The sequence below is a fragment of the Kitasatospora aureofaciens genome, assembly GCF_019192735.1.
In the GTDB taxonomy this organism is placed as follows: Bacteria; Actinomycetota; Actinomycetes; order Streptomycetales; family Streptomycetaceae; genus Kitasatospora; species Kitasatospora aureofaciens_A.
The window spans coordinates 62,564-81,758 of sequence record NZ_JAHTKP010000017.1 but is presented as its reverse complement, the minus strand read 5'-3'; the positions used below and the strand labels follow the sequence as shown (position 1 = coordinate 81,758).

Here is a 19,195-nt window from a genome sequence, read left to right as displayed (position 1 = left end):
AAGAGGAAGTGAACGGGGTCCGGGACACCCCGTCCAGGGAGGGCACAGCCATGGCGTCAGGGCAGGAGCTGGAAGCCGGGGTACGGCCGGGCGGCGGTCCGCACACCGCCGAGCCACCGTGGCCCGGCAGCTGGCAACCGCTCGGCGCCCGCTTCCGGACCGACCAACTCGGCGGCCCCGGCACCAACTTCGCGCTCTGGGCGGCCGGCGCCGAGGCCGTCGACCTGTGCCTGTTCGACGAGGCCGGCCGGGAGAGCCGCCACCGCCTCACCGAGCAGGACTTCCAGATCTGGCACGGCTTCCTCCCCGGGGTCCGCCCCGGCACCCGGTACGGCTTCCGCGTGCACGGCCGCTGGGACCCGTGGACGGGCGCCCGCTGGAACCCGGCCAAGCTGCTGCTCGACCCGTACGCCCGCGCCGTCGACGGCTGTTACACCTCCCACGACGCCGTCTGCGGCGCCGTCCGCAACTGGCCGGAGGCGAACGTCGCCGACACCGTCCGGGACAACCGCGACTCGTCCCTGTACGTGCCCAGATCCGTCGTCGTCCACGATGACGACGACTGGTACGACGACCACCGCCCGAAGACCCCGTGGGCCGAGACGGTGCTCTACGAACTGCACGTCCGCGGCTTCACCATGCGCCACCCCGACGTCCCGCCCGACCTCCGCGGCACCTACGCGGGCCTGGCCCACCCCGCCGCGATCGCCCACCTGGCCCGCCTCGGCGTCACCGCCGTCGAGCTGCTGCCGGTCCACCAGTACGCGAGCGAGGACCACCTCCAGGCGCGCGGCCTGGTCAACTACTGGGGCTACAACACCGTCGGCTACTTCGCCCCGCACGCCGGCTACTCCGCCTCCGGCTCGCGCGGCGGCCAGGTCGGCGAGTTCAAGCGGATGGTCCGCGCCCTGCACGCCGCCGGGATCGAGGTGATCCTCGACGTGGTGTTCAACCACACCGCCGAGGGCGCCGAACTCGGGCCGATGCTCTCCCTGCGCGGCATCGACAACGCCGCCTACTACCGCCTCGCCCCGCACCGCCCGCGCGGCTACGCCGACTACACCGGCTGCGGCAACACCCTGGACACCCGCCGCCCGCAGGTGATCCGGCTGGTCACGGACTCGCTCCGGTACTGGGTCACCGAGATGGGCGTGGACGGCTTCCGCTTCGACCTCGCCGCCGCACTCGCCCGCGGCGCCGACGGCGGCGTCGAGATGGACCACCCGTTCCTCGCCGCCGTCTCCCAGGACCCCCTCCTCAGCCGGGTGAAGCTGATCGCCGAACCATGGGACGTCGGCCCGGGCGGCTACCAGGTCGGCGGCTTCCCGCCGCTGTGGGCCGAGTGGAACGACAAGTACCGGGACACCGTCCGGGACTTCTGGCGCGGCGCCCGCCCGGACGTCCGCGAGCTGGGCTACCGGCTCTCCGGCTCCTCCGACCTCTACCAGCGCGGCGGCCGCCGCCCGTACGCATCCGTCAACTACGTGACCGCCCACGACGGTTTCACGCTCCGCGACCTCGTCTCGTACGACCGCAAGCACAACGAGGCCAACGGCGAGGCCAACCGGGACGGCACCGACGACAACCGCTCCTGGAACCACGGCACCGAGGGCGAGACGGCCGACCCCAAGATCACCGCCCTGCGGCTGCGCCAGCTGCGCAACCTGATGGCCACCCTGCTGCTCTCCACCGGCGTTCCGATGATCACCGCCGGGGACGAGTTCGGCCGCACCCAGGGCGGCAACAACAACGCCTACTGCCAGGACAACGAGGTCAGCTGGCTGGACTGGTCGCTGCTGGCGGAGCCCGGCTGGCGGGAGCTGTGCGACCTCACCGCCCGGCTGGTCCGGCTGCGCCGCGCCCACCCGGTGCTGCGGCAGCGGGCGTTCTTCTCCGGCCGGGCCAGCACCCCCGGCGGCCAGCCGGACCTCGCCTGGTTCACGCCGCTCGGCAAGGAGATGACCGAGGCCGACTGGTTCGCCCCGACGGCCTGCCTCGGCATGCTGCTCTCCGGCGCCGCGATGTCCGAACGGGACGAGGCCGGGCGGCCGTTGCGGGACGACAGCTTCCTGCTGCTGCTCAACGCCGGCCACGAGCCGGTCGTGTTCACGCTGCCCGGCGAGCCCTGGGCGGCCCCGGAGGCCGCGTACGAGACGCTCGCCGACACGGCCGCCGCGGGCACGGGCGAGCCGTACCCGCGGGGGGCCGTCGTCCTGGGCGGGCGCTCGCTGCACCTGCTGCGGGCGCCCGCCCCGGACGCCTTACCCGAATGACGTGCTCGAACGGCGTGCGCGTCAGTCAACGTGCGCGTCGGTCAACGTCAGTCCCGCGCGGCTTGAGTTCGTAGTCGACGAAGGCGGTGAGCAGGGGCTCGCAAGAGGCGCACGACGCGCTCCTCCCTGCACGACCGGAAACGCGCGCCCCACCGGACACGCGCGCCCCGCCCGAACGGGTGGCCGGTTCTCGCCCCACGGCCGCGACAGGGGCGAAAAACCTGATGAGAAATGACGGAAGCTCTGCCTACCCTCACGGCGATGGCCGAGAACCGACAACACGACGACTCCGCGACCGGGCACCGCTCCACGGTCCGCTCCCTGCTGCGCCTGTGGCCCTACGCCCGGGGCGTCCGCCGAAAGCTGGCCGTCTCGGTGACGGCCGCCGTGCTCGCCATGATGAGCGTCCTCGCCGTCCCGATCGTCCTCGGCCGGATCGTCGACGGCCCGCTCGCCGACCACGACCTGGCCGGGCTCTGGCCGCTCGCCGGCCTGCTGCTGCTCCTCGGCCTGATCGAGGCCGCCCTGTTCTACACCCGCCGGGTGGTCCTGGCCCGCCCGCTGGCCGGGCTGGAGACGGCCATGCGCAGCGACCTGTTCGCCAAGCTCCAGCGGCTGCCGGTCTCCTTCCACGAACGGTGGGGATCCGGCCAGTTGCTCTCCCGGGCCACCGCCGACATGTACACCATGCGGCTGTTCCTGGCCTTCCCCCTGGTCTTCCTGATCGTCAACTCGGTGATGTTCCTGGCCGGCACGGCGGTGATGTTCACCCAGGACTGGCGGCTCGCCCTGATCGTCGTGCTGCCCGCCGCGCCGCTGTTCGTGCTCACCCGGCGCTTCGAGTCCGGCTACTCCGGCGCCTCCCGGCGCGCCCAGGACCAGAACGGCGACCTCGCCACCGTCGTCGAGGAGTCCATCCTCGGCATCCGCATCCTCAAGGCCTTCGGCCGCCACCGCTCGATGGCCGAGCGCTTCACGGCACAGTCCCACCTGCTGCGCCGCACCGAGCTGCGCAAGGCCGGCCTGCTCGCCAACCTGTGGGCGGTCATCGTCGGCCTGCCCGAACTCGCCCTCGGCTGCGCACTCGCCGTCGGCGCCTACCTGGTCGCGCACGACGAGCTGAGCGCCGGCACCCTGGTCGCCTTCCTCTCCACCGCTCTCGCGCTGCGCTGGCCGGTCGAGTCCCTCGGCTGGCTGCTCGCCTACGCCAACGAGGCCGCCACCGCCACCGACCGCTTCTTCGAGGTCATGGACGAGCCCGAACCGGCCGACCCGGGCACCGCCACCGACCTCGGCCCGACCGCCGACGGCATCCGCTTCACCGGCGTCCACTTCCGCTACCCCGACGCCCCCGACGGCACCCCCGACCTGCTCCGCGGCATCGACCTGCACATCCGCAGCGGCGAGACGATGGCCCTGGTCGGCGCCACTGGCAGCGGCAAGACCACGCTCACCGCGCTGCTCCCCCGGCTGTACGAGGCCACCGCCGGCACCATCACCCTGGACGGCCGGGACATCCGCGAGCTGCCCCGGGAACGGCTGCGCGAGCTGGTCGCGGTGGCCTTCGAGGAGCCCACCCTGTTCTCCGCCACCGTCCGGGAGAACGTCCTGATGGGCGCCCCGGGCGCGGGCGACGACCGGCTGCGCGCCGCGCTCGCCACCGCCCAGGCCGGCTTCGTCGAGAAGCTCCCGGCCGGGGTGGACACCGAGGTCGGCGAGCAGGGCCTCAGCCTGTCCGGCGGCCAGCGCCAGCGCCTCGCACTGGCCCGTGCGGTGGTCGGCGACCCGGCCTTCCTGGTCCTGGACGACCCGCTCTCCGCCCTCGACGTGCACACCGAGGCGCTGGTCGAGGCGGCCCTGCGCGAGGTCCTCGGCTCCACCACCGCCCTGGTGGTCGCCCACCGCCCCAGCACCGTGCTGCTCGCCGACCGGGTCGCGGTCCTCGCGGACGGCCGGATCGAGGCCGTCGGCACCCACCAGGAGCTGCTGCGCAGCTCGGCGCACTACCGCGAACTGATGTCGGGCGAGGCCGCTTTCGCACCCGAGGCCGCGCTCATCTCCGAGGGGGGCACCACCCGATGACCACCACCGTCGAGCCCGCCGGCCGCACCGGGGAGCAGCCGGTCGAGGAGGAGCTGCCCCCGCCCCCGGCCGACGAGGAGGACATCCCCGTCCCGCCCGGCGCGCCCCGGGCGCTGCTGCGCTCGCTGCTCGGCCCGCACCGGGCCCGGATCGCCGTCGCGATGCTGGTGATCCTGGTCCAGCAGGCCGCCCTGCAGTCCGGCCCGCTGCTGGTCGCGGTCGCGATGGACCGCGGCATCCCGGCGCTGCGCGAGCACGACGCCGGGCCGCTGATCTCGGTGATCTCCGCGTACCTGGCCTTCTCGCTGCTCAGCCCGGTGCTCCAGTGGGCGTTCATCAAGATCAGCGCCCGGGTCAACCAGGACATCCTGCTGGAGCTGCGCGGCCGGATCTTCCGGCACGCCCAGCGGCTCAGCCTGGACTTCCACGAGCGCTACACCTCGGGCCGGATCATCTCCCGCGCCACCAGCGACATCGACGCGCTGCGCGAGCTGCTCTCCGAGGGCCTCCAGGAGCTGCTGACCGTCTTCCTGTCGGTCTGCTACATCTCGGTGCTGCTGCTGGTGCTGGACTGGCGGCTCGGCCTGGCCTCGCTGGCCGCGCTGCTGCCGCTGGCCCTGATCGCCCACTCCTTCCGGACCCGCTCGCGCCGGGTGTACCGCCGCTCGCGGACCTCGGCCGCCTCGATGATCGTCCGCTTCACCGAGACCATGAACGGCATCCGCCCGGTGCAGGCCTTTCGCCGCGAGCGGGCCAACGACGCCGCCTTCGCCGTCGTCAACCAGCAGTCCGCCACCGCGACCGCGGACGGCTTCCTGGAGCTCGCCCGGTACGTCGGCCTCTCCCGCACCACCGCCAACATCTGGACCACCGGCGTGGTGCTGCTCGGCGCGTACCTGGTCGCCGACGGCACGGCGGAGCTGGGCGTGCTCACCGCCTTCGTGCTCTACCTGCGTCGGCTGTACGACCCGATCGACCAGCTGGCGATGTTCCTGAACAGCTATCAGTCGGCCGCCGCCGCACTGGAGAAGATCGCCGGCCTGCTCGCCCACGAGCCGACCGTCGCCGAACCGGCCGAGCCCGCCGGGCTGCCGGAGCCGGCCGGCAAGGGCCGGGAGGTCCGCTTCGAGCGGACCCGCTTCGCGTACCGCACCGGCAAGGAGGTGCTGCCGCCGTTCGACCTGCTGATCCCGGCCGGGCAGACGGTGGCCGTGGTCGGCGCGACCGGCGCGGGCAAGTCGACGGTCGCCAAGCTGCTGGCCCGCTTCTACGACCCGACCGACGGCCGGATCCGGCTGGACGGCGTCGACCTCCGTGACCTCGCCACGCCCGAACTGCGGCGCGGGGTGGTCATGGTGACCCAGGAGTCATTCCTGTTCTCCGGCACCGTCGCCGAGAACATCGCGATCGGCCGCCCCGGCGCCACCCGTGAGGAGGTCGAGCAGGCCGCCCGGGACATCGGCGCGTACGAGTTCATCGCCGCGCTCCCGGACGGCTTCGACACCGACGTGCGCAAGCGCGGCGGGCGGATCTCCGCCGGGCAGCGCCAGTTGGTCGCGTTCGCCCGGGCCCTGCTGGCCGACCCGGCGGTGCTCATCCTCGACGAGGCGACCAGCTCGCTGGACGTCCCCGGCGAGCAGGCCGTCCAGCGGGCGATGCGCACGGTGCTGGCCGGCCGGACGGCCGTGATCATCGCCCACCGGCTCTCCACCGTGGAGATCGCCGACCGCGTCCTGGTGATGGACCAGGGCCGGATCGTCGAGGACGGCACCCCGCAGGAGCTGATCGACGGCGCCGGCCGCTTCGCCGAGCTGCACAAGGCCTGGCGGGACAGCCTGGTCTGAGCCGCCGCCCGCACATGGCAGAGGCCCGGACCGGGCCGCGTCCTCGACACGCCCCGGTCCGGGCCGCCGACGGTGGGCAACGCTCAGGTCACCGTCACCGCGTAGTCCGTGTGCCAGTCCGGGCTGGGGCAGTCCTCCACCCCGGACACGTCCAGCGTCCCGCCGGGCAGCACCTGCCCCGACACCGTCGCCGGGTCGATCACCACGCTCGGGTTGATGAAGGTCGCGTCCTTGTACCGCGGACCCGTCGCGTAGTGGCACGCCAGCGACCGCGGCCCGGTCGCCGTGCAGCCGTACGGCGTCTTGCCCGTCAGCGTGGTGTGCTCCGGAGTCGTGATCAGGACGTCGATCGGGTGGGTCGAGTACGAGGGCCCGTCGTTGTACACCCACAGCGGCAGGCCGATCGTCGCCCCGGGCGCCCCCTTGAAGTCACCCGGCTGCAGCACCGGATGGCCGGCCTCCCACGCCGACGACGCCCCGACCATGAAGTGCGCCCGGGTGTCGGCGGTCGTGAAGCTGTACGGGGTGGTGTGACCGGACTGGTCCGGGTCGCCCGGGTAGAACGCCTGCACGTCCCCGCTGATCGTGGTGAACGGCGAGGTGATCGGCGCGACGTACAGCGACAGCCGCTCCACCGACGTCTCCCCCGGTGCCAGGCCCGCCGGCAGCTTGTAGGAGCTTCCGGTCCCGAAGTACGTCAGGGTCACCGGCGGGTTCGCGTCCCTCACCACGCCCGGCGGCGGGAAGTGGACGACCACCATGGTCTCGTCGCCGGTCGCGGCCGGGCCGTGGTTGGTGACGTGGACCTCCAGGATCCCCGTCTCACCGGGCACGACCGGCGCTTCAGGAGGGCACAGCTCGATCGTCAGCTGCGCCGCCGGCGGCGGGGGCGCCGAGGAACGGGCCGCCTGGGCCGGCCACGCCACGAGGACAACGGACAGCACGGCCAGAGCCGCCGCACGCATGGTTCGTATCATGACCACAACGCTCCCCCCGCCTGCAACGCAGGGCAACCGGGCGGCTTCCGTCCGTAGCAGTCGAACGCTGCCCGGGCGAACGCCGCCCGGGGCGGTGCGACGGGCTGCCCCGCACCGCCCCGAGCCGAAGGGCGCGCCGGTGCCGAAAGCGAGGGAGCGAGGAAGCAACCGACGAAGGAGGGAGCGCGGGAGCGATGAGCGTCGGCGCCGGGTACCCGAAGGGCGCGCCCGGAGGCGAGCGGGCGACCCGACCCGCCCCGAGCCGAAGGGCGCGCCGGTGCCGAAAGCGAGGGAGCGAGGGAGCAACCGACGAAGGAGGGAGCGCGGGAGCGATGAGCGTCGGCGCCGGGTACCCGAAGGGCGCGCCCGGAGGCGAGCGGGCGACTATCTGAGCAGCCCCGCGTCCATCCCGGCCGACTCGGCGGGCAGGGCGACCAGCCCGAGCTCCGCCGGGGAGGCCAGCCGCGGGTGGGCCGGCTGCACCCGGACGGTGTAGCCGAACGGGCCGGTCCGGCACAGCTCCAGCGAGCCCTCGTACCGGGTCCGCCCGTCCAGGTCCGGGCCGCCGACCGGCTTGAGCGCCAGCAGGCAGGCGTCCGAGATGCCGTCCGACTCGTCCACCCGGCCGGACACCACCTGCACCTCGACGTCGCCCGGCTCCAGCGCGCCGAGCGCGACCTGCACCCGCAGCGCCAGCGAGCTGCCCAGCTCCTGCGCCTCGTCCGGGCAGTCCGCCTCGACGTGCTCGACCCGGACGGCCGGCCAGGCCTCCCGGACCTTCGCCTTCCACACCGCCAGCTCGCGGGCCCCGGTGTTCCGCCCCGCCGCCAGCTCCCGCTGGGCGAGCGCCGCCGGGGCGTACAGCCGCTCGACGTACTCGCGGACCATCCGGCCGGCCAGCACCTTGGGGCCGAGGGTGACCAGGGTGTGCCGGACCATGGCGATCCAGCGGTGCGGCAGCCCGTCCGCGCCCCGGTCGTAGAAGCGGGCCGCGACCTGCTCCTCGATCAGGTCGTACAGCGCGGCGGCCTCGATGTCGTCGCGCCGCTCGGCCTCCCGGCTCTCCGGGTCGAGCACGCCGCTGCTCTCGTCGGCGGTGGGGATCGCCCAGCCGTTCTGGCCGTCGTACCACTCGTCCCACCAGCCGTCCAGGACGGACAGGTTGAGGCAGCCGTTGAGCGCAGCCTTCATCCCGGAGGTGCCGCAGGCCTCCAGCGGGCGCAGCGGGTTGTTCAGCCAGACGTCGCAGCCCGGGTAGAGGTGCCGGGCCATCGCCATGTCGTAGTCCGGCAGGAAGACGATCCGGTGCCGGACGGCCGGGTCGTCGGCGAAGGCGACCATCTGCTGGATCAGCCGCTTGCCGCCGTCGTCGGCCGGGTGGGCCTTGCCGGCGACGACGATCTGCACCGGCCGGGTGGGGTGCAGCAGCAGGGCGCGCAGCCGTGCCGGGTCGCGCAGCATCAGGGTGAGCCGCTTGTACGAGGGCACCCGGCGGGCGAAGCCGATGGTGAGCACGTCCGGGTCGAGCACCGAGGCGACCCAGCCGAGCTCGGCCTCGCCGGCGCCGCGCTGGCGCCAGGAGTCGCGCAGCCGGCGGCGGGCCTCGTCGACGAGCTGGGCGCGCAGGCTGCGGCGCAGCTCCCAGATGTCGGTGTTGGCGATCCGCTCCAGACCCGTCCAGCGCTTGGCGTCGCCGGTGGTCATGGCGTCCTCGGCGCGGTCGACGCCGATCTCGGCGGCGCCGAGCCGGACCACGGCCGGGTCGATCCAGGTGGCGGCGTGGACGCCGTTGGTGACGGAGGTGATCGGCACCTCGGACGGGTCGAAGCCGGACCAGAGGCCGTTGAACATGGCGCGGCTGACCTCGCCGTGCAGGGTGGAGACCCCGTTGGCGCGCTGGGCGAGCCGCAGGCCCATGGCGGCCATGTTGAAGAGCTTCGGGTCCCCGCCGCGCCAGGTCTCGGCGCCGAGCGCGAGCACGGGTTCGACCGGGACGCCTGGTAGCGCGGCGTCGCCGCCGAAGTGCCGGGCGACCAGCTCGCGGTCGAAGCGGTCGATGCCGGCCGGGACGGGCGTGTGGGTGGTGAAGAGGGTGCCGGCCCGGACGGACTCCAGGGCGGCGGCGAAGTCGAGGCCGGCCGTGTCGGTGTCGGCCGGGCCGGCGGCGACCAGCTCGCGGATCCGCTCGACGCCGAGGAAGCCGGCGTGGCCCTCGTTGGTGTGGAAGACCTCGGGGGCGGGGTGGCCGGTGAGCCGGCAGTAGGCGCGGACGGCGCGGACGCCGCCGATGCCGAGCAGCATCTCCTGGAGCAGCCGGTGCTCGCTGCCGCCGCCGTAGAGCCGGTCGGTGACGTCGCGCTCGGCGGGCGAGTTGGCCTCGGTGTCGGAGTCGAGGAGCAGCAGCGGGACCCGGCCGACCTGGGCCTTCCAGATGTGCGCGGCGAGGGTGCGGCCGCCGGGCAGGGCGAGGTCGACCCGGCAGGGGGTGCCGTCACTCTCCCGGAGCAGGCTGACCGCGAGTTCGTCCGGATCGAGCAGCGGGTAGCGCTCCTGCTGCCAGCCGTCCCGGTCGAGGGACTGCCGGAAGTAGCCGTGCCGGTAGAACAGCCCCACGCCGATCACCGGCACGCCGAGGTCGCTGGCGGCCTTGAGGTGGTCGCCGGCCAGGATGCCGAGGCCGCCGGAGTACTGGGGCAGTGCGGCGGCGATGCCGTACTCGGGCGAGAAGTAGGCGATGGCGGCGGGCAGCGGGGCGCCGCCGGTCTCCTGGGACTGGTACCAGCGCGGGCCGGCCAGGTACTCGCGCAGGTCGTCGGCGAGGTCGCCGAGTCTGCGCAGGAACCGCCGGTCGGCGGCGAGCGCGGCGAGCCGGGTGGCCGGGACCTCCCCGAGCAGCCGCACCGGGTCCTCGCCGGTCGCGGCCCAGACCTCCGGGTCCACGGACCGGAAGAGGTCCCTGGTCTCGGGGTGCCAGGACCAGCGCAGGTTGAGGGCCAGCTCGTGCAACGGCTGGAGTTGTTCGGGCAGGACGGTGCGGACGGTGAATCTGCGGATTGCCTTCACGGCGTGAAGCGTAGCCTCGATGGCCGTCATGACAGTGGGTCAAGTGGCCTATTGGGCATCCGTTCGGGCTATTGATGAGATCGCATTCGGCGCATTGGTCTGCACGGGGGGCGCGCAGGGCGCACTTTTCCGGGGGTTCGCGCTACCAATGCGTGAACACTGCGGAACAGATCCATTTCCGGCGGCTCATCCGCTCCGGACAAACCCCGAAACTACTGTCGTACCGCTGCAAAAGTCTTGTCCTCGGTGCGAGGATGACCCAAGGTCGTTGATGCTGTGGGGAGTGCGGCGACGGGTGGCGCCCTCCTCGAAGCAGCACGTCCGAATCCTTTTCGCGTTGATCGTTCCTCATCCTCCTTAGCTCAATCGGCGCTCACCGCGCTCCGACGCGTGTCCTCGTACCGGGTTGGCTCGTTCACGGGTGGACCGGGTCACCCAGGGGCGTGCCCCCGGAGGCGTGCGCCGGGACGCGCGCGGGCTCCGGGGCGTCCTGCCACGGGCTCGGCGGGCGCCGGGCAGGTTGCCGGGGACGGCGGCGCGGGCAGGCTTCCGGTCGCACGTCCTCCCCACCCAGCAGTCCTCCCGGTACTCCCCTGGCCCGCCCCCCGGCGCCCGTGGGAGCTGCCGCCGATCTCGGGCAGGAGCTTGGCATGCACGGCGACACGCGGGACCAGTCCACACCGGTGGCCGACACTCTCGACGCAGCGGTCGCGGAATCCTCCGGACGGATGGATTCTGACACTCGGACAGACCCGGCGATGCCGGCGCCCAGGACGTCCGGGGCGGTCCGTGACGAACCCTCCGAAGCGGCCGGACAACCCGGGGCCGAGGAGGACCGGACCGCGGCACCGCGCAGGCGCACCACCACCACGCGCCGCGCCGCCACCGCCGGGTCCACCGCGCAGGCCGTCACCCCGAAGGCCGGCGCCGGGACGTCCGCTGTCGGGACGTCCGCTGTCGGGAAGTCCGCTGCCGCGCCACGCAAGACGGCCGCAAGCAAGACGGCTGCAAGCAGGACAGCGACCAGCAAGACGGCAGCGAAGACGCCCGCCCGCAAGCCCTCCGCCCGCAAGACGACAGAGAGCGACACCGTGATCGGCCGCATCCCCGTCCTGGACGTCAGCCCCCTCGTCGACGCCGGCCGCCGCCCGGCCAAGGCGGTCGCCGGCGAGACCTTCCTGGTGACCGCCACCGTGTTCCGCGAGGGCCACGACGCCGTCAACGCCAACGTGGTGCTGCGCGACCCGCGCGGCCGCAGCGGCCCGTGGACCCCGATGCGCGAGCTCGCCGAGGGCACCGACCGCTGGGGCGCCCACGTCACCCCGACCGCGCCCGGCCGCTGGTCGTACCTGGTCGAGGCGTGGAGCGACCCGGTCGCCACCTGGCGCAGGACCGCGTCGGTGAAGCTGCCCGCCGGGATCGACACCGCGCTGGTCCTGGAGGAGGGCGCCCGGCTGCTGGAGCAGGCCGCGAACGGCGTGCCGAAGAAGGAGGGCCGCGCGCACGTGCTGGCCGCCGCCGACGCGCTGCGCGATCCCGGCCTGCCGCCGCTGTCCCGGCTGGCCGCCGCGCTCGCGCCCGAGGTGCTGGACCTGCTGGCCCGCTACCCGCTGCGCGAGCTGGTCAGCGCCTCCCGCCCGCTGCCGCTCCAGGTGGACCGCGAGCGCGCCCTGTTCGGCTCCTGGTACGAGTTCTTCCCCCGCTCGGAGGGCGCCGTGGTGGACCCGAGCGGCGTCGAGCCGCCGCGCTCGGGCACCCTGCGCACCGCCGCCGAGCGGTTGCCCGCGGTCGCCGCGATGGGCTTCGACGTGGTCTACCTGCCGCCCGTCCACCCGATCGGACGCGCCTACCGCAAGGGCCCGGACAACACCCTGACGGCCGGTCCGCACGACGTCGGCTCGCCCTGGGCGATCGGCTCCCCCGAGGGCGGCCACGACGCGATCCACCCGGACCTCGGCACCATCGAGGACTTCGACCACTTCGTCGCCGAGGCCCAGGCGCTGCACCTGGAGGTGGCGCTGGACTTCGCCCTCCAGTGCTCCCCCGACCACCCGTGGGTGAACAAGCATCCGGAATGGTTCAGCCACCGCGCCGACGGCACCATCGCGTACGCCGAGAACCCGCCGAAGAAGTACCAGGACATCTATCCGATCAACTTCGACCAGGACATGGAAGGAATCGTCAAGGAAACCATCCGTATCCTCCGTTTCTGGATGTCCCACGGAGTGCGGATCTTCCGGGTCGACAACCCGCACACCAAGCCGGTGCTGTTCTGGGAGAAGGTGCTCGCCGACATCGCCCGCACCGACCCGGATGTCGTGTTCCTGGCGGAGGCCTTCACCCGCCCCGCGATGATGCACACCCTCGGGAAGATCGGTTTCCACCAGTCGTACACGTATTTCACCTGGCGCACCACCAAACCGGAACTCACCGAGTACCTCACCGAACTCACCGGCGACGCCGCCGCCTGCATGCGGCCCAACTTCTTCGCCAACACCCCGGACATCCTGCACGCCTACCTCCAGCACGGCGGCCGGGCCGCGTTCGCCGTCCGGGCCGTGCTCGCCGCCACCCTCGCCCCCAGCTACGGCGTCTACGCCGGCTACGAGCTGTTCGAGAACGAGCCGGCCCGCCCGGGCTCCGAGGAGTACCTGCACTCGGAGAAGTACGAGCTGCGCCCGCGTGACTGGAACCGCACCGACACCCTCGCCCCGCTGCTCACCGTGCTGAACCGGCTGCGCCGTCGCCACCCCGCCCTCCAGCAGCTGCGCGACCTGCGCTTCCACCCCACCGACAACGACCAGGTGATCGCCTACTCCAAGACCGCGACCACCCCCGAGGGCCTGACCGACCAGGTGATCACGGTCGTCAACCTCGACCCGCACCACGTGCAGGAGGCCACCGTCACGCTCGACGGCGATGGTCCCTACGCGGTGCACGACGAGCTCACCGGCGCCGTCTACACGTGGGGCCGGCACAACTACGTCCGGCTCGATCCCTCAGCCGAGCCGGCTCACCTCCTCACGGTTCGGAGGAACCCAGCGTGACAGTGAACGAGCCCGTCCCCGACACCTTCCCCGAGACCTCGAAGAAGAACCTGGACCCCGAGTGGTTCAAGCGTGCGGTCTTCTACGAGGTGCTGGTGCGGTCCTTCCAGGACAGCAACGGCGACGGGGTCGGGGACCTCAAGGGGCTCACGGCCAAGCTCGACTACCTCCAGTGGCTCGGGATCGACTGCCTCTGGCTCCCGCCGTTCTTCGCCTCGCCGCTGCGCGACGGCGGGTACGACGTGGCCGACTACAAGTCGGTGCTGCCGGAGTTCGGCGACCTCGCCGACTTCATGGAGTTCGTGGACGCCGCGCACGCCCGCGGCATGCGCGTGATCATCGACTTCGTCATGAACCACACCAGCGACCAGCACCCGTGGTTCCAGGCCTCCCGGACGGACCCGGACGGGCCGTACGGCGACTTCTACATGTGGGCCGACGACGACAAGGCGTACCCCGACGCCCGGATCATCTTCGTCGACACCGAGACCTCCAACTGGACGTACGACCCGGTCCGCAAGCAGTACTACTGGCACCGGTTCTTCTCGCACCAACCGGACCTCAACTACGACAACCCCCGGGTCCAGCAGGAGATGATCGCCGGCCTGCGGTTCTGGCTCGACCTCGGCATCGACGGCTTCCGGCTGGACGCGGTGCCCTACCTGTTCGCCCGCGAGGGCACCAACTGCGAGAACCTGCCGGAGACGCACGAGTTCCTCCAGCGGGTCCGCAAGGAGATCGACGCCAACTACCCCGACACCGTGCTGCTCGCCGAGGCAAACCAGTGGCCGGAGGACGTCGTCGACTACTTCGGCGACTTCACCGCGGGCGGCGACGAGTGCCACATGGCGTTCCACTTCCCGGTGATGCCGCGGATCTTCATGGCGGTGCGGCGGGAGTCCCGCTACCCCGTCTCGGAGATCCTCGCCAAGACCCCGCACATCCCCAGCGGCTGCCAGTGGGGCATCTTCCTGCGCAACCACGACGAGCTGACCCTGGAGATGGTCACCGACGAGGAACGCGACTACATGTACGCGGAGTACGCCAAGGACCCCCGGATGCGCGCCAACGTGGGCATCCGCCGCCGGCTCGCCCCGCTGCTGGAGAACGACCGCAACCAGATCGAGCTGTTCACCGCCCTGCTCCTCTCCCTGCCCGGCTCGCCGGTGCTCTACTACGGGGACGAGATCGGCATGGGCGACAACATCTGGCTCGGCGACCGGGACGGCGTCCGCACGCCGATGCAGTGGACCCCGGACCGCAACGCGGGTTTCTCCTCCGCCGACCCGGGCAGGCTCAGTCTGCCGCCCATCATGGACCCGGTGTACGGCTATCAGGTGACCAACGTCGAGGCACAGCAGAGCAGTTCGAGTTCACTGCTGCACTGGACGCGTCGCATGATCGAGATCCGCAAGCTCAACCTGGCGTTCGGCCTCGGCACGTACACCGAACTGCCCTCCAGCAACCCCGCGGTGCTGGCGTTCGTGCGCGAGTACGAGGGGGACCTGGTCATGTGCGTGAACAACTTCTCGCGGTTCGCGCAGCCGACCGAACTGGACCTGCGGCAGTACGGCGGACGGTACCCGGTCGAGCTGATCGGCGGGGTGCGCTTCCCCTCGATCGGTGAGTGGCCGTACCTGCTCACCCTGGCCGGCCACGGCTTCTACTGGTTCCAGCTCCGGCAGCCCCCGCGACTGAGCGGGACCAGGCGGTCGAAGTAACGATCCGCCGGACGCCGGCCCGACCGCACCACCAGACCCTCCGGGGGCGCGAGTTGAAGCCCCGTGCCCCCGGAGTTCTCCGCACCGCGACGTACGGAGAACAGCCCAACGGCCACCCACACGAAGGCGTGACACCCGAGACCCGCTCGCGTGCCGTCGCCGCCGCGCCGCCGAAATCCGGAAGACTGACGGACCCGGCCAGACCCGTCGGGCAGTCGGCCCGCTTCCGGGGAAAGGGAGTCATGTCCGAAACCTCCCGTTCTCAAGCCCATGTGCAGCACGACACCCCGGCCGGCCCCGCCGCGCCGGCGGGCGCGCGGAGCACCGGGGTCCGGAGAACCGCCCTGGGGGTCAGCGAACTCGTCCAGGCGGCCCTGCCGCTGATCTCCGAGTGGCTCCCCACCCAGCGCTGGTACGCCGGAAAGGGACGGCCCATCACCGGCCTCACCCCGGTGGTCGGAACCCCGCTGCAGGTCGGCGACCCGGCCCTGCTGCACCTCCTGCTCCGGGTCGAGCACGCCACCACGGCCGGCGCCCCGCACGGGGACGTCTACCAACTCCTCCTCGGCATCCGCTCCGAGGGCCCCGCCGACATCGAGCCCAGCGCCGTCCTCGGCCGGCTCAGCCAGGGCCCGTACGACGGCGCGACCCTCTACGACGCGGTCCACGACCCCGAGCTCACCGGGCGGCTGCTGGAGCACCTGGCCACCGGCGACCGCTTCGGCTCGCTCGCCTTCCGCCGCACGCCCGGCTCCGGGCTGCCCACCAGCATCCCCGGCCGCGCCTCCACCGCCGAGCAGTCCAACAGCTCCGTCATCTACGGCACCTCCTACATCCTCAAGCTGTTCCGCCGCATCCACCCCGGCACCAACCCCGACCTGGAACTCTCGCTCGCCCTCTCCCGGGCCGGCTCCACCCGCATCCCCCGCGTCGCCGCCTGGTTCGAGAGCCGGATGGAACGCGCCGAACCCGCCACCCTCGGCCTGCTCCAGCGCTACCTGCCGGACGCCGAGGACGGCTGGGAACTCGCCCTCGACCAGGTCGGCCGGCTCAAGGGCGACCCCTCCCCCGGCAACTTCGCCATCGAGGCGCACCGGCTCGGCCGGGCCACCGCCGAGGTCCACCGGGTGCTCGCCCGCTCGATGCCGGTCGCCCGGCTCGACCGCACCCAGACCCGGCAGCTCGCCACCGCCATGGCCGACCGGCTCGACAGCGCGGTCGCCGCCGTCCCCGGGCTGCTGCGCTACCGGGCCGCGCTGCGCACCGCCTTCCAGCAGCTCGCCGACGCCCACCCGGACGGCCTGCCGGTCCAGCGCATCCACGGCGACCTCCACCTCGGGCAGGCCATGCGCACCCCGCACGGCTGGGTCCTGCTCGACTTCGAGGGCGAACCGGCCAAGTCCGTCAACGAGCGCCGCGAACCGCAGCCCGCCCTGCGGGACGTCGCCGCGATGCTCCGCTCCTTCGACTACGCGGCCGCCCACCTGCTGGCCGGCGGCCCCGTCGACCCGGAACTCGCCCACCTCGCCGCCGCCTGGGCGCAGCGCAACCGCACCGCCTTCTGCGCCGGGTACACCGCCGGGGGCGGCGTCGACCCGGCGGCCTCGCCGGAGCTGATGCGGGCGCTGGAGATCGACAAGGCGGTCTACGAGGTGGTGTACGAGGCCCGGCACCGGCCGAGCTGGCTGCCGATCCCGCTGGCCGCGATCAACCGGCTCGCCCTGACCGTCTGATCACCCCTTCACCCGTACCGCCAGCCCGGAGCTCGCCCACCCCCCGCCGCAGGAGGACCCAGCCGTGACGCCGCTCGACCCGCCCGGCCGCACCACCCGCCCCGTACCGGCCACCTTCCTGGCCGGCCCGCCCGGAGCCGAAGGGCGCGCCGGTGCCGACAGCGACGAGCGCCCGGAGGAACCGGACGGGCGGGCCGCCGCCATCCCCCAGCGCGAGCCCGCGGCGGCCGAAGCCCTTCCCGTCGCCCCGCTGCGGCTGCCCGAGGCGCCGCTGCCGCCCGCCGAGGTGGACCGGCTGGTCGGCGGGCAGCACCACGACCCGCACGCCCTGCTCGGCGCCCACCCGGTGCACGGCGGCACCGCGATCCGGGTGCTGCGGCCGCTCGCCGAGCGGGTGATCGTCGAGACCGCCCAGGGCCCGGCCGAACTCACCCACCAGCAGGGCGGGTTGTTCACCGGTCTGCTGGCCGGCGGCGAACTCCCCGACTACACGCTGCTGGTGACCTACCCGGGCGGCGAACCGCTCGCCCAGCACGACGGCTACCGCACCCCGCCCACCCTCGGCGAGCTCGACCTGCACCTGATCTCCGAGGGCCGGCACGAGCAGCTGTGGCGGGCGCTCGGCTCGCACGTGCGCACCGTCGACGGGGTGGCCGGCACCGCCTTCGCGGTCTGGGCGCCGAACGCCGCCGGGGTCCGGCTGATCGGGGACTTCAACCACTGGGACGGCACCGGGCACCCGATGCGCTCGCTCGGCTCCTCCGGCATCTGGGAGCTGTTCGTCCCCGGCCTCGCCGAGGGCACCACGTACAAGTACGAGATCCACACCCGGCAGGGCTGGGTGCTCGACAAGGCCGACCCGCTGGCCCGCGCCGCCCAGTGCCCGCCCGGCACCGCCTCGGTGGTCACCTCCTCCGCGTACCGGTGGGAGGACGGCGAGTGGATGGCCCGCCGGGCGCGCGCCGCACACCACCGGGCGCCGATGTCGGTGTACGAGCTGCACCTGCCGTCCTGGCGGCCCGACCTCACCACCTACCGCGCGATCGCCGAGGAACTGCCCGGATACCTCAAGGAGTTGAACTTCACCCACGTGGAGTTCATGCCGGTCATGGAGCACCCCTTCGGCGGCTCCTGGGGCTACCAGGTGTCCGGCTACTACGCCCCCACCGCGCGGCTCGGCAGCCCTGACGACTTCCGGTACCTGGTGGACACCCTGCACCGGCACGGCATCGGCGTGATCGTCGACTGGGTGCCCGCCCACTTCCCCAAGGACGACTTCGCCCTCGCCCGCTTCGACGGCGAGCCGCTCTACGAGCCCGCCGACCCGCTGCGCGCCGAGCACCCCGACTGGGGCACGCTGGAGTTCGACTACGGGCGCACGGAGGTCCGGAACTTCCTGGTCGCCAACGCGGTCTACTGGTGCGAGGAGTTCCACATCGACGGGCTGCGGGTGGACGCCGTCGCCTCCATGCTCTACCTCGACTACTCCCGCGAGGGCGGCGCCTGGACGCCCAACCAGTACGGCGGCCGGGAGAACCTCGACGCCGCCGCGTTCCTGCAGGAGATGAACGCCACCGTCTACCGCCGCTGCCCCGGCGTCGTCACCGTCGCCGAGGAGTCCACCGCCTGGGACGGCGTCACCCGCCCCACCGACAGCGGCGGCCTCGGCTTCGGGCTCAAGTGGAACATGGGCTGGATGCACGACTCGCTGGTCTACATGTCCAAGGAGCCGGTGCACCGCAAGTACCACCACAACGAGATCACCTTCTCGATGGTGTACGCCTACTCCGAGAACTACATCCTGCCGATCTCGCACGACGAGGTCGTCCACGGCAAGCAGGCGCTCGTCTCCAAGATGCCCGGCGACTGGTGGCAGCAGCGCGCCAACCACCGCGCCTACCTCGGCTTCATGTGGTCCCACCCCGGCAAGCAACTCCTGTTCATGGGACAGGAGTTCGCCCAGGGCGCGGAATGGCACCACGAGCAGGGCCCGCAGTGGTGGGTGCTCGACGAGCAGTGGCCCGCCCACCGGGAGCACCTCGGCGTCCGCCGGCTCGTCCGCGACCTCAACCGCCACTACCGCGACACCCCCGCCCTCTGGGAGCTCGACACCACCCCCGACGGCTTCCGCTGGCTCGACGGCGGCGCCGCCGAGGACAACCTGCTCTCCTACGTCCGCTACGCCGCCGACGGCAGCCCGCTCGTCGCCGTCTGCAACTTCTCCCCCGTCGTCCGGCACGGCCACCGCATCGGCCTGCCCGCCCTCGAAGGCCGCGACCAGCTCTGGGAGGAAGTGCTCAACACCGACGCCGAGACCTACGGCGGCAGCGGCATCGGCAACTCCCACCCCATCAAGGCCGACCCGGCCGAGTGGAACGGCCAGCCCCGCTCCGCCGACCTGATCCTCCCCCCACTCGCCACCATCTGGCTCCGCCCGGCCTGACCCGCCCCTCCG

At 72.7% G+C, this 19,195-nt stretch carries 9 protein-coding genes; 7 read left to right on the top strand and 2 right to left on the bottom strand.

Translation table 11 applies throughout. The annotated features are described in order from the left end of the window. Positions 1-50 precede the first annotated feature (50 nt). From glgX to KV557_RS19355, 3 genes are all read left to right on the top strand, one after another. The gene (gene glgX / locus KV557_RS19365; protein ID WP_218201929.1) at positions 51-2,273 is read left to right on the top strand and encodes a glycogen debranching protein GlgX; all 2,223 of its coding nucleotides are present in this window, start codon (positions 51-53) and stop codon (positions 2,271-2,273) included. A gap of 261 nt (positions 2,274-2,534) precedes the next feature. Next, positions 2,535-4,355 (top strand): ABC transporter ATP-binding protein, encoded by a 1,821-nt coding sequence (locus tag KV557_RS19360; protein WP_218201925.1) that lies wholly within the window; start codon positions 2,535-2,537, stop codon positions 4,353-4,355. Further along, the gene (locus tag KV557_RS19355; protein WP_218201923.1) at positions 4,352-6,199 is read left to right on the top strand and encodes an ABC transporter ATP-binding protein; all 1,848 of its coding nucleotides are present in this window, start codon (positions 4,352-4,354) and stop codon (positions 6,197-6,199) included. The genes KV557_RS19360 and KV557_RS19355 overlap by 4 nt, the downstream gene beginning before the upstream one ends. Positions 6,200-6,282: 83 nt before the next feature. On the opposite strand, the gene KV557_RS19350 is transcribed toward KV557_RS19355, so the two are convergent. Together KV557_RS19350 and glgP are read right to left on the bottom strand one after the other, a co-directional pair. After that, the gene (locus tag KV557_RS19350) at positions 6,283-7,164 is read right to left on the bottom strand and encodes a hypothetical protein (RefSeq protein ID WP_218201922.1); all 882 of its coding nucleotides are present in this window, start codon (positions 7,162-7,164) and stop codon (positions 6,283-6,285) included. Positions 7,165-7,560: 396 nt separating this feature from the next. Beyond that, on the bottom strand, positions 7,561-10,239 hold the full coding sequence (glgP, locus tag KV557_RS19345; protein ID WP_218201920.1) for an alpha-glucan family phosphorylase: 2,679 nt from the start codon (positions 10,237-10,239) through the stop codon (positions 7,561-7,563). 1,091 nt (positions 10,240-11,330) lie between these two features. On the opposite strand from glgP, the gene KV557_RS19340 reads away from it, so the two are divergent. The 4 genes from KV557_RS19340 (at position 11,331) to glgB (ending at position 19,183) form a co-directional block, all read left to right on the top strand. Continuing rightward, positions 11,331-13,286: an alpha-1,4-glucan--maltose-1-phosphate maltosyltransferase gene (locus tag KV557_RS19340; protein ID WP_218202035.1), complete on the top strand. Its 1,956-nt coding sequence runs from the start codon at positions 11,331-11,333 to the stop codon at positions 13,284-13,286. Beyond that, on the top strand, positions 13,283-15,007 hold the full coding sequence (gene treS / locus KV557_RS19335) for a maltose alpha-D-glucosyltransferase (protein ID WP_218201918.1): 1,725 nt from the start codon (positions 13,283-13,285) through the stop codon (positions 15,005-15,007). Before KV557_RS19340 ends, treS begins: the two co-directional genes overlap by 4 nt. A gap of 242 nt (positions 15,008-15,249) precedes the next feature. Continuing rightward, positions 15,250-16,740, top strand: a complete 1,491-nt coding sequence (locus KV557_RS19330) for a maltokinase N-terminal cap-like domain-containing protein (RefSeq protein ID WP_218201916.1) — start codon at positions 15,250-15,252, stop codon at positions 16,738-16,740. A 64-nt stretch (positions 16,741-16,804) separates the two neighbouring features. Continuing rightward, a complete protein-coding gene (gene glgB, locus KV557_RS19325; RefSeq protein WP_374106648.1) occupies positions 16,805-19,183 on the top strand; it encodes a 1,4-alpha-glucan branching protein GlgB in 2,379 nt (792 codons plus the stop codon). Positions 19,184-19,195: the final 12 nt, after the last annotated feature.